The sequence below is a fragment of the Microvirga arabica genome (assembly GCF_016811235.1).
GTDB lineage: Bacteria > Pseudomonadota > Alphaproteobacteria > Rhizobiales > Beijerinckiaceae > Microvirga > Microvirga arabica.
In genome coordinates, this window is record NZ_JAFBID010000078.1 from 1 (window position 1) to 13,510 (window position 13,510).

At 61.2% G+C, this 13,510-nt stretch carries 16 protein-coding genes and 1 other RNA gene; 10 read left to right on the plus strand and 7 right to left on the minus strand.

The window, feature by feature from the left end:
* Positions 1-977: IS1182 family transposase (locus JQC81_RS26230; protein ID WP_203274744.1), on the minus strand; the 977-nt coding region annotated here is incomplete at its 3' end.
* Between the two features lie 319 nt (positions 978-1,296).
* On the opposite strand from JQC81_RS26230, the gene JQC81_RS26235 reads away from it, so the two are divergent.
* From JQC81_RS26235 to JQC81_RS26275, 9 genes are all read left to right on the plus strand, one after another.
* On the plus strand, positions 1,297-1,506 hold the full coding sequence (locus tag JQC81_RS26235) for a cold-shock protein (protein ID WP_203274745.1): 210 nt from the start codon (positions 1,297-1,299) through the stop codon (positions 1,504-1,506).
* Positions 1,507-1,620: 114 nt separating this feature from the next.
* Entirely contained in the window at positions 1,621-1,848 is a 228-nt protein-coding gene (locus JQC81_RS26240; RefSeq protein WP_203274746.1) for a hypothetical protein, read from the plus strand.
* A gap of 399 nt (positions 1,849-2,247) precedes the next feature.
* Positions 2,248-2,457 carry a cold-shock protein gene (locus tag JQC81_RS26245; RefSeq protein ID WP_134499935.1) on the plus strand — a complete coding sequence of 70 codons (210 nt, stop codon included), beginning with the start codon at positions 2,248-2,250 and terminating at the stop codon, positions 2,455-2,457.
* Between the two features lie 107 nt (positions 2,458-2,564).
* Complete coding sequence (locus JQC81_RS26250) at positions 2,565-2,765, plus strand: hypothetical protein (protein ID WP_203274747.1); 201 nt, start codon at positions 2,565-2,567, stop codon at positions 2,763-2,765.
* Positions 2,766-2,811: 46 nt separating this feature from the next.
* A complete protein-coding gene (locus tag JQC81_RS26255) occupies positions 2,812-3,159 on the plus strand; it encodes a DUF6481 family protein (protein WP_312887586.1) in 348 nt (115 codons plus the stop codon).
* A gap of 65 nt (positions 3,160-3,224) precedes the next feature.
* On the plus strand, positions 3,225-3,425 hold the full coding sequence (locus JQC81_RS26260; RefSeq protein WP_203274749.1) for a hypothetical protein: 201 nt from the start codon (positions 3,225-3,227) through the stop codon (positions 3,423-3,425).
* A complete protein-coding gene (locus JQC81_RS26265; RefSeq protein ID WP_203274750.1) occupies positions 3,422-3,715 on the plus strand; it encodes a hypothetical protein in 294 nt (97 codons plus the stop codon). The genes JQC81_RS26260 and JQC81_RS26265 overlap by 4 nt, the downstream gene beginning before the upstream one ends.
* 49 nt (positions 3,716-3,764) lie before the next feature.
* Entirely contained in the window at positions 3,765-4,061 is a 297-nt protein-coding gene (locus JQC81_RS26270; protein WP_203274751.1) for a hypothetical protein, read from the plus strand.
* Positions 4,062-4,090: 29 nt separating this feature from the next.
* Positions 4,091-4,771 (plus strand): spermidine synthase family protein, encoded by a 681-nt coding sequence (locus JQC81_RS26275; protein ID WP_203274752.1) that lies wholly within the window; start codon positions 4,091-4,093, stop codon positions 4,769-4,771.
* Between the two features lie 335 nt (positions 4,772-5,106).
* Here JQC81_RS26275 and JQC81_RS26280 read toward each other — a convergent pair whose 3' ends face one another.
* The 6 genes from JQC81_RS26280 to JQC81_RS26305 form a co-directional block, all read right to left on the minus strand.
* Positions 5,107-5,853 carry a hypothetical protein gene (locus JQC81_RS26280; RefSeq protein WP_203274753.1) on the minus strand — a complete coding sequence of 249 codons (747 nt, stop codon included), beginning with the start codon at positions 5,851-5,853 and terminating at the stop codon, positions 5,107-5,109.
* 75 nt (positions 5,854-5,928) lie between these two features.
* Positions 5,929-6,315: a transfer-messenger RNA gene (gene ssrA, locus JQC81_RS26285) on the minus strand.
* 415 nt (positions 6,316-6,730) lie between these two features.
* Positions 6,731-7,303, minus strand: a complete 573-nt coding sequence (locus tag JQC81_RS26290) for a CarD family transcriptional regulator (RefSeq protein ID WP_203274754.1) — start codon at positions 7,301-7,303, stop codon at positions 6,731-6,733.
* A 361-nt stretch (positions 7,304-7,664) separates the two neighbouring features.
* Positions 7,665-8,417 carry a transporter substrate-binding domain-containing protein gene (locus tag JQC81_RS26295; RefSeq protein WP_203274755.1) on the minus strand — a complete coding sequence of 251 codons (753 nt, stop codon included), beginning with the start codon at positions 8,415-8,417 and terminating at the stop codon, positions 7,665-7,667.
* A 51-nt stretch (positions 8,418-8,468) separates the two neighbouring features.
* Positions 8,469-9,554, minus strand: a complete 1,086-nt coding sequence (locus tag JQC81_RS26300) for a lactonase family protein (protein WP_203274756.1) — start codon at positions 9,552-9,554, stop codon at positions 8,469-8,471.
* A 28-nt stretch (positions 9,555-9,582) separates the two neighbouring features.
* Positions 9,583-10,569 carry a Bug family tripartite tricarboxylate transporter substrate binding protein gene (locus JQC81_RS26305; protein WP_203274757.1) on the minus strand — a complete coding sequence of 329 codons (987 nt, stop codon included), beginning with the start codon at positions 10,567-10,569 and terminating at the stop codon, positions 9,583-9,585.
* A 191-nt stretch (positions 10,570-10,760) separates the two neighbouring features.
* Between JQC81_RS26305 and acnA the strand changes: the two genes are divergently transcribed.
* Positions 10,761-13,451 carry an aconitate hydratase AcnA gene (gene acnA / locus JQC81_RS26310; RefSeq protein WP_203274758.1) on the plus strand — a complete coding sequence of 897 codons (2,691 nt, stop codon included), beginning with the start codon at positions 10,761-10,763 and terminating at the stop codon, positions 13,449-13,451.
* Positions 13,452-13,510: the final 59 nt, after the last annotated feature.

The window sequence follows — 13,510 nt, forward strand, 5'->3', positions numbered from 1 at the left end:
TCAGGACAGGTGTAGGCGTCCGCCTCAGCATCATAGCTGAAGTCAGATCGCGAGAAGGTGCCATCCTGGCGCTCGGACTTGTCGATCACGGGTACATGCGGCTCGATCTTCTGCTCCTCCACGAGCCAGTGCAGCATCTCGGCCGAGCCGTAGGCGCTGTCGCCCGCCAGCCGCTCGGGCTTGAGGCCAAAGCGCTCAGCGGTGCGCTCGAGCATGGTACGGGCTGCGCCCACTTCGGCCTGCCGCACCGCGCGAGAGGCCTCCACATCCACGATCACGGCTGCCTTGAGGTCGATGAGGTAGTTGTCGGCATAGGCAAAGAAGGCTGGCCCGCGCAGGGCACCGGTCCACTGAGCCGCTGGATCAGAGGGTGAGACGAACTTCGGCTCAACGTCTGTCGCTGCACCCCAGGCGGCCTCGTCCAGTGTGGCCAGAGACTCGCGCACGGCCCGCGGCGCTGCCTCGGTGTGATCCTGGTTCCTCCAGTCAGCCCCTGCAAGTGAGCGCTGTTTGTTGGCATCGGCCTGGATCAGGCTGGCATCGACCGCAAAACCCTCGCCACCCACCAGCCCCTCGTCCAGGCAGCGCTGCACCACCGCCTCGAACAAGTGGCGGAACAGGTCACATTCACGAAAGCGGCCGTGCCGGTTCTTGGAGAAGGTGGAGTGATCCGGCACCTTGCGCTCCAGCCCGAGACGGCAGAACCAGCGGTAAGCCAGGTTGAGGTGGACTTCCTCGCACAGCCGCCGCTCGGAGCGGATGCCAAGGCAGTAGCCGATCAGCAGCATGCGGATCATCAGCTCGGGATCAATGGAGGGCCGTCCCATAGAGCTGTAGTAGCTCGCCAAGTGCTGGCGCAGCCCAGAGCAGTCGACAAAGCGGTCGATACGCCTCAGCAGGTGATCGGACGGGACATGATCCTCGAGCCGGAACTCATAGAACAAGCTCTCCTGCATCACGAGACGCTCGCCCATCATGGCCCGATCCTCCGCTGAGAAGCCTCATCAGGGAATCACGATCCGCCGCCAATCACGAGGACTTCTTCAACGAAATCTGCCATCACCGGACTTTCCGGCATTTTACACCTTGGCGGAGAGTGTAGGCAGATCGTATCAATGCCTTGTAACGGCTACGGAGCCATCCTAATATCCCAGACATCGAAACTGGCTGACGACTGAGCTGCTGCGCCTGACCGTGCATCTGCATGGGCGATCTCCCCAAGCATCGATACTCAGCAAGCTGAGACGCTGATGCATCTTGGCCTTATCCTATTATGAACAAGGTAAGGAGCTCGCCATGGCGACAGGTACGGTGAAGTGGTACAACGAAACAAAGGGCTATGGCTTCATTCAGCCTGACAGCGGCGGCAAGGATGTTTTCGTCCATGCATCCGCGCTGGAGCGCGCCGCTCTGCGTGGTCTGGCTGAGGGTCAGAAGGTCTCTTACGAGATCGAGTCCGACCGCCGCACCGGCAAGGAATCGGCAGGAAACCTGAAGACGGCCTGATTAGACCCTCTAGTCACTTATTTCGCAAAAGAGGCCGCTCTGACTTGGGGCGGCCTCTGCGTTTTGGCCTATGAGGCATCTCGGTGCGCACAGCTCTGCAAAGGAACACGAACATTGGCCCGCAAGAAGTCAAAGCCCGTTGAGAGCGGCTATGCCCTCTTCGACGTTCTCTACGAAGATGGCTCCCGCAGCTCGAACCGGCGTGTGCCGCGCTCCATTCTGGGTGGGTTCGACGGCGATGAACCGGCCCGGAAAGCCATCGAGGAGCAGGACAACACCATCGCGGAGAAAGCGGGCCGTCCCCGCATTCCAATCAAGAAGATTACGCGCTCACCTGTCTAGCCTGAACCGCTCTTCGCTGCCCGGGGAGCGGAGTTGAGCTTGCCCAGTTGATGCCTTGGGCAGAGCAATCCTCCCGCAATCATAGTCATTCCCGGTGGGATCGGAAGTCTCTGGGCGCGTCATCGGAAATTTTATCAGCGTTACGGGAATGCAAAACAGGGAAGTAAATCCTTCTGCCCCCTGCTCTTTGAGCAATCCCGGCCCGGCCGCTTGTAAAAGTCCGATTAATCTCCATGTTTCTATTATCGACTTTGGCCGGACAATCGGGCCGTTTCGCTGTTGGCTCTGCCAGGCGCACGTTCAGACGCTCTCTCCAAACCATCGACGAACCGTGTTGAGGTCGCGCTTTCGCGTGCCTTGGCTCACGTGCATCTGCTACAACCGCGAAAGGTAACCCCTATGATCATGGGCACTGTGAAATTCTACAACGACATGAAGGGCTTCGGCTTCATCCAGCCCGACAACGGCGACAAGGACGTGTTCGTCCACGCCACGGCCCTTGAGCGTGCCGGCATGCGCAACCTCGTTGAAGGCCAGAAGGTCTCCTTCGACACGGCTGAGGATCGCCGCTCCGGCAAGATCGCCGTCAACAACATCCAGAAGGCGTAAGGATGTCTGGGCGCAAGCCATAAGCGCCGTCTATGGAGCCGCTCCCGGGTGGGGCGGCTTTTCTTTGCAAAGCTCCATCGGCCGATGGTCGAGCTAACGAGGAAGTAATGTACACTTTTCGAAAAACCCCTCCTGCGAAATCGGTTATGTTCATGGTGAACTATGACGATGGACGCACGGCCTACCTGTGGATCGACGATCCAGCAAAGGCGAACGATACCTGGGCCGTCGGAGTGATTGCCCAAACCCAGCAAGAGCAAGGCTCCCTGCCGGAAGGCACCATCACCAGCATCAGGCGGGTCCGATAGTTGGCGCCGGTTAGCTGATGAGGACCTATTGAGATCGATGAGTGGAATGAAGCAGAAAGATTTTGGCGACCGGCTGAGTGCTGCCAAGGACGTAAAGCAGGCCATGGCCGCCAAGTTCCGTCAGCGGCCCAGCCCTGATGACCCTGCGGTTGCGGAACGGCGGGCTGCTCGGGTGGCCGTAAGCGCCGCGCGGGATGCTCGTATAGCCGAGCGGGAAGCCCAACGCGTTGCCGAGAGCGCCCGCCTTGCCGCAGAGCGTGAGATCCTTGCGGCAAAACAAGCCGAGCAGGAGAAGCGCGCGGCCATCGAGAAGATAGAGAACGAGGCCAGGCTGGAGGCTGAGCGCAAGGCTGCCCGTGATGCTCGTTATGCGGCTCGCAAAGCACGCAAGTAGCGCATACATCCAGCAGTGTCGCATGAACGTTATCTATCCGGCTTACCCAGCAGGGAGAACGATTGATGTCTTACAAGTTCAAAGTCCGACAACCGATCCGGCCCAAGCAACCCGGATTTTCCGGCGCCCAGAACAATTCCGCCAGTGTTAACGAGGTCGTGCGGCTGGTGCCGGCCGATCAGATCGGGGAGGTTTCGTACCGCATCAAATCGGCCGCCTTCGGCGTGCGCGGGAGCGAGATCGCGGCTCAGGCGTCACGCATATGACCAACGGCGACGCCTTCTTCCAGGGATCCCACATTTACGAACCGGTCACGCTGCTTAGACGAAACGCTGAGATCCTCTACGTGGCCCGCGTGGGCATGAAGGCTTCACGGCAGTTTATGATCCTGATGCCCACGGGCGAGCCTGCTTGGCCCCATGAGCCTCTCGGCAGCCTCTCGGATATCGCCTGGGCGCTTCGAGCACATGAATGGCACGATGTGACGCCTGAACCCGTTGGACAGAACGAGCGCTTGGCCAAGACCCTGGCTCGCCTGCTGATCGAACGCACTTAGGTGATCGACTCACCAGTGGATGCGCAGGTAACGGACACGGAGAAACCAGATGACGACTGATCAACCGACCAATCTCGATGCTCATCGCGGCATGGCAGCCCAGAAGGCCACTGATCTTCGACGTCTCCGGTCAGAAGTCGAGGCCGACCAGAAAGCACTGCGTATGAGACAGGCGGAACTCGAGGATCTGCTCGCAGCCGCACCTGCCACTGATTGGCACGAGGCGGCTGAGAAGGCACGCTACCTGCTTGGCCTCCTCGCGCAGAATTTAGATGCAAGCGATCTACGTCGCCGCAAGCTGATCGAACGGGTGCTGGCCGACTTCGACCATTTGCTCAACAAGTAAAATCAGTAGCGTTTTCTGAAGAGCTGTTCATGATCCCCTGGGTCCTCCTAGACACGGCAGAGATCCCCGGTGACGGCGGCGAGTTGCGCCTCAAGAAGCGTGGGGCCGAGTTCTCCATCATATTGGGCAGCAACGAGCTGATGAACAGCCGCCTCAGCGGTTCCGAGGAAGCGCTTGCTCGATTGGCTTGTTTGAGGACTCAGGATCGTCAGGAGCCGCAGATCCTTATTGGCGGATTGGGGATGGGCTTTACGCTTCGCGCTGCGCTAGCCGAACTCGGCCCCGGCGCTCAGGTAACCCTGGCTGAACTGCGACCGACTGCTTTGGCATGGGCGCGAGGTCCCATGGCCGAAGTATTCGGCGATTGCCTTGCGGATCCGCGCGTCAGGATTGTCGACGGAGATGTTGGACGTCAGATAAGGTCTGGCCGATCTGCTTACGACGCTATCCTGCTCGACGTCGATGACGGTCCCGAGGGGTTGACGCGCAAGGCCAATGACAGCCTCTACGACTTGCCAGGACTGAGTTCCACTCTAACGGCGCTGACACCTGGCGGTGTCCTGGCTGTGTGGTCGTCGGCACCGGATCGAGCCTTCACCCCGCGACTGCGCAAGGTGGGGTTTAGCGTTGATGAGGTCGGTGCTCGCGCCCATGGAACACGTCGAAGCGCAAGACACACTATCTGGATTGCGATCAAACAGGGAGGATGACCCAGCTCGGAGAGCGAAATGAGGGAGACGATGGACGTATGCTTCTCCCCTGTTGCAGCCACCGCAACCCCTCATGCTGACAGAGCCGGCGCCGGTGAAGACCTCTCTTCCAGGTGTGAGGGAGACCGGAGCTCACGGATTGCCTGAGCCTTCCTCGACTGCTTTCAACAGAACGAGCCGGTCTGGGAGAGGATCAACGGGCTCTGAGAGAGCTCCCGGAAAATAGCTCCATCCAACCGGTTCTGGTTGTCTGGCAGAGGCGATGCGCAACCGGTTCGTTTGCTTGCGCACCTGTCCACCAAATCCAAAATCTTTAGCGACTTTGAGGTCGCCCTTCAGCTCGAGGGCCCATTCACCAGTTCGACGAACGGCTCAAGGCTGGCATAGGGCAACGTGAACTTCTCACCTCGGAATAGCATCGGCACATCCTGCCCGCCTCCAAAGCCGGAAGTCAGCTTGCCACGGACCGAAAAGGTTTCGCCGGCGGTCACCGGCCCCCAGGGCTCATCGATGTGATCGATGATGCCAAGCTCGCTCAGCTTCGTGTCTAGAGCTTGGGCGCGGGCATGTTGGGATAACTCGTGGAGCCCTCTGTCGAGGTCATCACGCATGACAGCATATGTGGGGTTTCGAACCTTATAGCGAAGCTCGGTATCCTGGATGAAGCGCCAGACCGACCCGATCACCATCTGCTGTTGCTTGGTGAGCGGCTTCTTCTCCGGCTTCACCACCTTCCGAGCCGTTTTCGCGTTGGCGGGAGCTTCAGCAGGCTGAACGTCGGCGATCAACGCCCATTTGCCCGACCATGCCACCGCTCGATAGTCGCCTTTCGTGAGACGATCGGTGAACTCCAGAATGTCCTGATCAATGGGACGTTTGCCGCCGCTGGCCTCAAAGTACCGCAACCGCATCTCATCGGGTAGAAGCAGATAGAAGTTGTCGCTCTTCACGTCCACGTCGAAGATGTCAGCGACCTTCACAACCTGATCACGCGTGGCCGGAGCCTCGACGCCGTCACCCGTCGGGTAGATCATAGTTCCTTTGGGAACGCGGATGTAGCCGTCCACCTGAATTTCCGACATCTGCTCTTTGTTTCTCTTCTTTAGCTGCAGCATGAGCTGAGAAGGCCAAGGTTATGAAATGGGAACGGCACCCGAAGGTGCCGTTTCTGTTGCTAGGCTTTCCCGAGCCCCGGATGGTTACGCCGCGAGGCGCACTGCACCCATGTCAACGTTATCGTTGGCATTTATGAGTTTTGCACTATCAAGGCCGTAGCTCAGCCTAATCGCAGCCTAGCCTTTATTGCGCCCAGTCGAACCCATGTCGCCCCCATCACAAACACACCGGGGCAGCGGCATGACCTCAACGAAAGGCCATTCCGCCCAAAACCCGTCTTGCGGTACCTGGACGGCCGGTGTGCTTGTGGTGGAGGCGGCGGGAATCGAACCCGCGTCCTAAACGCCTATTCCACTCTGCCTCTACGATCATAGTCAGGCGAACCTGACATATCCGATATAGGGGTTCGCCGACCTGATTACTAGGCACAAGATCTACAATCGCGTCTGTCGAAGAAGGAAGGGCTGCTTAGCGACGTCGTGGATCTCTGCTCGTCACCGAAACTCACGCCATGCAATGATGCTGGCCTGGACTGCCTCCCCGGTCGTCCCATTCCGCCACTCCCCGTTCATGCGCTCACACGGGAATGGAAGGATGTATGTGCCGACGTGATCCTCTGCCAGAACCTGCACCGGCAGCCCACAGCCCGGGTACCCGTCGGTTGTGAAATCCTTCAAACGGGCGATTCGCGTTACCATGCACCCGCTCCGAGTTATTTTGATGCACCAATAGATTGATGGGACAACGCTACCGCAGAAGCGCGATGATACCAATAATGCCCTGAGCTAAGATGGAGCAGCACTCAACGTTAACCGGCCTCTCGTTCAGCCGAAGGGTCGTTCCCTATGCAGCCGCTTCGTCATCGGGCCCCTCCGGTTCTTTGGCCAGGGTATCAGCCTTGTGGAGGTGAGGAGCTTTGGCCAGGCTCTGTTCGATCAACTTGCGAGCCTCGGTCTGGGTTAACCGACTGACCGCTGCTACCTCCCTGATCATGAAGTCCAAAGCGCCTTCAAAGATCTGCTGCTCGCTGTAGGAAGCCTCTTGTTGCTCTGAGCCACGGTTGAGATCCCGCAAAACCTCAGCGATGGCGGTCAGCTGCCCGGTCCCGATGCGCTCCTGAAGGTCGTTCGAGCGTCGGTTCCACATGCCGTGCTTTGCCTTTGCCTTTCCGCTGAGGATTTCGAGGGCCTGCTTCACCACAGCAGGGTCCGATAGCTTTCTCAGGCCGCTGTTCTTGGCTTTCGTCAGGGGAATGCGAAGGGTGAGGCGGTCCTTATCAAAGGTGATCACAAAGAGCTCAAGCTTGAACCCGGCAACCTCTTGCTCCTCAATCGCAGTGATCACACCCACTCCATGGGCCGGGTACACAACCGTTTCACCGATCTCAAAGGACAGAGCATCGTTCTTCGTGGTCATCCAGACATGATCTCCGTTAGATACAAACTAGGCCTCAATGGGAAAACCCTGCGTCGGAGATGCGGATCTCGCGATTGTCGCGTCAATGCACCATAGGTTTGCAGAACTCGAAGCGTCTTACGTGGTTCCCACGGAACGGCTGCCCTCCGTTTGGTAGATCCAGCAGCGTCTGGCTTAAGCACGCGCCACACCTCGGCATCAGGCGGATAATCGGGTATCGGTCATCCGAGGAAATCGCGAACGCCTCGGGAATGTCTGTTGTCTCCTTCGTCAGCAGACATTCGGTCTACTTCGCAAATGTGCCACGAGCCGACATTACTCACCACCAGGGTATTGCGGGCTGAGCCTATTACCTTCCTCCTCAGGAACGTGATCCCACGGGTGCGACAGTCGCCGGATCCATACCGTGAGCCTCGAAGACCTTACCAACGGTTCCGTCGCGCTTCAGGTCTTCGATCATGCCGCTGAAGACCTCCAACGCCTCGACATGACCCTTCGGCACTGCCACCGCGGTGCCGGCGGCATGAAAATGACCGTCCAGCATCCGGGCGCCGGGAAACCGCGGCAGCAGGCTGCGGAGGGACTCTTTCCCAAGTGCGAGCGCATCCACCTCGCCGTTGGTGAACCGTTCGAGAGCCTCATCAAGGCCCTGGAGCCCGACGGCCGATGTGTTCTTCAGAGATTTGCGTGCACTGCGGATCGTAGCGGTATTCTCGACCCCAAGGACCCGGGCGCCATTGCGATCCACCTCCTCGATGCTGGTGATCGGCGATCCGGCCGGAACCATGTAGGTGCTTTCGCCGAGAAAGTAGTTCGGGCCGAAGTCGACGAGCTTCTTTCTCTCGGGATCCACGGGAGCGAACGCCACATCCCAGGCTCCTGATGAGGCGGTCTCGATGATCTCTCCCGAACTTGCGCACTCGACAAGGGTCAAGGGAACGCCGAGGCGTCCAGCGATGTGCCTGGCGAGATCCACCGTAGGGCCGCGAGGCTCGCCCGTTGCGGCATCGCGCCTCGTCCAGACCGCAGAGATCGCACTGCCTACCGCGACCGCGACCCGCAGGATTCCCGTCGGGACCACCAACGCGCGCGTTCCGTGGTCGGCATTCGCCATGATACCGTTCCCTTTTCGATTGCAGCGTCCCTGAACGCCTCGGACACGCGCCTACACCGTTGTCGCGAAGACGATGCATACGGGGCTGCCCGTTGCGACGGATACCCCCTCATGCGACAGCATCCCGGTCTGCCGGTCGACCCTGAAGGCCATGATGCTGTCGCTGTCCTCGTTGGCAACGAACATCCATGCTCCGGACGGATCGAACGTGAAGAAGCGAGGAGTTCTGCCATGGCTCTTCTCCCAGCCGATACTCGTCAACCGGCCCGACGCCGGATCGACGGAGAAGATGGCGATGCTGTCATGACCCCGGTTCGACGCGTACACGAACCGCCCGTCATTCGACACCATGATCTCGGCGGCGCGGCTGTGGCCGACGAAACTATCTGGCAGAGCGCTCACCACCTGGAACGGCGTCAGGCCACTGTGCCCGGGATCGAGCCGGTAGGCCGTGACGGTGGAGTCGAGCTCATTCACGACATAGGCAACGGCACCGCCGGGATGGAACGCAATATGCCGCGGTCCAGCACCCTCTCGGGCGGCGGCCGGTGGCGCATCCACCGCGAGCAGTTTGCCCGTCACGCCATCAACCCTGAACGTAAAGACTTGATCGAGTCCCTTGTCTGGGACGACGACGAAGCGCCCGCCGGGATCGAATTCAACCTGATGGGGCTTGGCGAAGGGCTGTTCGACACGATGCGGACCGATCTGTCCCTCGAGGATGACCAGATCCACGAGCTTGCCGAGTGAGCCGTCCTCGTGCCGCGGCAACACCGCCAGGCTCGATGTGACGTGGTTTGCCACGACGATGAAGCGGTTGCCGGGATCCACGCTCAGGTGCACAGGGTTCTTGCCCGCGGTGGTCTCCTGATTGATGAAGGTCAGCCGCCCGGTTCCGGGATTGATGCCGAAGGCGCTGATCTCGCTCGCATCGCCATGGACGCAGTACAGGAACCGGCCGCTGCGGTCCAAGGCCAGGAAGGACGGGTTGAGAAGCCCGTCCACCAGTTGCACGTTGGTCCACCGGCCGGTGGCGGCATCGACACAGTAGACGTTGATGCCGTCCCCCCGGGCGTTACGCTCCCGTGTCGTGCGCGACCCGACATAGGCAAAGTAAAACGGCGAGCCTGTCGTCATGGTGCCGAGCCCCCGACGTCACGCACGTCTACTGCGCCTTGATCTCGGCAGTCGTGATGATGTTCTTGAACTTCTCTGACTCCGCCGTGAGGAAGCTCTTGAACTCCTCGGGCTTCATGGGCGACGGGTAGCTGCCCAGATCCGCAAGCTTCTTGGCCGTGGCCGGATTGCTGAGCACCTGGACAACTGCCTTGTTCAGCTTGTCGACGATGGGGGCGGGTGTGCCGGCCGGCGCGAACAGGCCGAACCAGTTGGTCACGTCATAGCCCTTGAGTTGCGGGTGCTCGGCCATGGCTGGGACTGACGGCAGGCTCGGGATCCTCTCCGACGAGGTGACGGCGAGCGCCGTGACCTGCCCCGCCTCGACGAAGGACGCGACGGCCAGATAGCTCGCGAAGGTTGCCGTGACGTTATTCCCGAGGACATCTGTCACCTGCTGCGCCGCGCCTCTATAGGGAACGTGCGTCAGCTTGACGGCGGCCATGCGGTTGAGAAGCTCGCCGGCCAGGTGCTGCGGGTTCCCGACACCGCTCGAGGAAAACGATGCCTTGTCCGCATTGCTTTTGGTGAACGCGAGCAGGTCATCGAGGGACTTCATGCCCGATGCAGCATTGACCACGAGGACATTCGGAACCTTGACCACCAGGGTGACCGGAGTGAGGTCGCGGCTCGGGTCGTACTTGATATTCTTGAACAGGTGCGGGTTCACCGCGGCTTCACCGGCTGATGACAGCAGAAGGGTGTAGCCGTCCGGCTCCGCACGAACGGCGGTTTCCGCCCCCCGCATGCCGCTAGCGCCCGGCAGGTTTTCTACAACGACGGACTGGCCCAGAACGCCCTTGAGTTCCTCGCCGACGATGCGAGCAACCGTATCGACACCTCCACCTGCGGTGAAAGGCACGATCAGCTTGATGGGGCGGGTTGGGTAGTCGGCCTGCGCGAAAGCGGCCGTGGAGATTGCGCCAAGGCTGACGGCCAAGATGGCCCTAAGTGCCCGCGAAGTTATTGCTTTCATGTGATTTCCTCCCGTGCCGGCCACAGCATCGGCCTGCTGGCACAGAGATCAATTAACATATCCTTTCTTCTAAATGCAATTTCTCTTGCATTTATTATTAGTATTATGCAAATTGGCATCCACATTGAGCGTGCAAGGTCCACCAAGAGCCCAGCCGCACAACCATTCACCAGGAAACGCAGAAGGGTTCGATGCCAAAGACCGCCGACATCACGAGCGCTGACCAACGTCACCGTATTGTCGATTTGCCTGCGGCGGCTGGCGCCGACCTCGAGCGGCTGCCGCACATCCTGCGCATCATGCTGGAGAACGTCTTGCGCAATGCAGGCGAGGACGCTCCCCGGGCCAAGGCTGCGATCCTGAACTGGCTCGCTACTGGACGCAGCGAGGAGGAGATCCCATTCCTGCCCGGCCGGGTCCTGATGCATGACACCACCTGCGGCCCGGCCTTGGTGGACATCGCTGGCATGCGCGCTTCTTTGGCCGAGGCAGGACACGACCCGAGCTGGCTCAATCCCGTCCTGCCCGTCGATGTTTCCACCGATCATTCCCTCGGCGTTGACGTGTTCGGCTCCCGCGATGCCCTTCAGCGCAACATGGAGCGGGAGTACGGGCGCAATGCCGAGCGCTACCGCTTCATGAAGTGGGCTACGCGCGCCCTCACCGGGTTCCGCGTCCATCCGCCCGGCACCGGCATCATGCACACGCTCAATCTCGAGCGCCTGGCGAGCGTCGTCACTACCATGGAACGGGACGGTGTGTCCTGGGCCATGCCCGATACCCTGATCGGCACCGACAGCCACACCCCAATGATCAACGGCATCGGCGTGCTCGGCTGGGGTGTGGGCGGCCTGGAGGCAGAGAGCGTCTTCTTCGGCATGCCGGTGATGATCCGCGTGCCGGACATCGTCGGTGTGCGCCTCACCGGCCGCCTCCGGCAGGGCGTGCTCGCGACCGATCTTGCACTCACCGTGACCGAGCGCCTGAGGCAGATTGATCTGGCGGACCGTTTCGTCGAGTTCTTCGGCGAGGGCGTCTCGACGCTCTCCGCCGGCGATCGCGCCGTCGTCGCCAACATGACGCCCGAGTTCGGCGCCAATTCCGGCTTCTTCCCCATCGACGATCAGACGCTGCATTACCTGCGCGAGACAGGACGGTCCGAGGATCATGTCCGCCTTGTCGAGGAATACGCCAGGCGGCAAGGCCTCTGGTTCGATCCGGAAGCCTCTCCCCGCTTCACGGACACCATCGAGATTGATCTCGGCGCGGTCGAGGTCAGCGTCGCCGGTCCCCGCCGGCCGCAGGACCGCATTCCAGCAAGCCAAACCGTCGAGGCAATGGCACCGTTGCTGGCGGCCCGGCCTGCCCCGGCATCAGCCGAACAGCCCGGCAACGGTTCCGTCGCCATCGCGGCGATCACGAGCTGCACCAACACTTCCGATCCCAGGTTGCTGGTCGCTGCCGGCCTCGTCGCCCGCAAGGCGCGTGCCTTCGGCCTCACCCCACCGGCCTGGGTCAAGACTTCCCTGGCACCCGGGTCTCCCACGGCGGAACGCTACCTCCGCCGCGCCGGACTGCTGGAGGATCTGGAAGCTGTTGGCTTCGGCATCGTCGGGTACGGCTGCACCACATGCATCGGCAATTCCGGCCCGCTGCCGGCCGTGATCGACCAAGCCATGACTGAGCGCGGGATCGTTCCCGTCGCCGTGCTGTCGGGCAATCGCAACTTCCCGGGGCGTGTGCATCCGCAGCTCGAGGCAGGCTTCCTCGCTTCTCCGCCTCTTGTGGTCGCCTTTGCATTGGCCGGTGATGTCAATCGCAACATCCTCGCCGATCCCATTTCACGCTTGGCGTCAGGCGAAGACATCCGGCTGGCCGATCTCTGGCCCACCGGCGACGAGATCGACGCGGCGCTCGCCAACGCCATCGATGCAGGCGACTACGACACCTCGTACGACGAGGCCGAGGCCAGCGACACCTGGCGCGTGCTCGATGCTCCCGGCACTCCGCTGTTTCCCTGGAATGAGAACTCGACCTACATCCGGCGCCCACCCTTCGCGGGGTTCGGCAAGGGGACACTGCTCGGCACCTATACGGCCCATCCGCTGCTCGTGCTCGGCGACGACATCACCACCGACCACATCTCCCCGGCCGGCGCTGTTCCGCCGCGGAGCGAAGCGGCGGAGTACCTGGTCGCACGCGGCGAGAACCCGCGTGACCTGAATGTCTTTGCGTCCCGCCGCGGCAACTGGGAGGCAATGGTCAGGGGGTTGTTCACCAACAAGTCCGTGCGCAACCTCCTCGACCCGCAGGTCGCGCCGGGCTTCACGATCCATGCGGGCTCGGGTGAGCACCTGCCTCTGTTCGAGGCTGCCGAACGCTATGCTAACGAGGGCGTTTCAGTGGTCATCGTGGCGGGTGAGCGTTACGGCATGGGCTCGTCCAGGGACTGGGCGGCGAAAGGCGTGGCGCTGCTTGGCGCCCGCGCGGTGCTGGCCTCGAGCTTCGAGCGCATTCATCGCTCGAACCTGATCGGCATGGGCATCCTGCCCCTGCGCCTTCCCGCGGATCGGCATCCGAACGAACTGCACCTACTGCCGGGCGATCAGATCGTGATTGATGCCGATCCGGCGACCATTGCCCCCCGTTGCGCGGTTCCGGTCACAATCCGTCGCGCCTCTGGCGCGAGCGAAACCTTCATGGCCACCGCTGCCATCGAGACCGGCCTCGAGGTCGAGATCCTGCGCGGCGGCGGCATCATCCCCCTCATCCTGCGTCGCGTCGTCAACGCGGAGGCCACAAGCCGCCAGACGCCCGCATCCGAGATCACCGGAGACGGTGAAACCCTTCGGCGAGAAGAATCGCCGAGCATCAGGCGCTGAGTGGCAACGTCCGCTTCGCGTTCAACATCTCACGCAACTCAAAGGGAGGAACTCGTGAG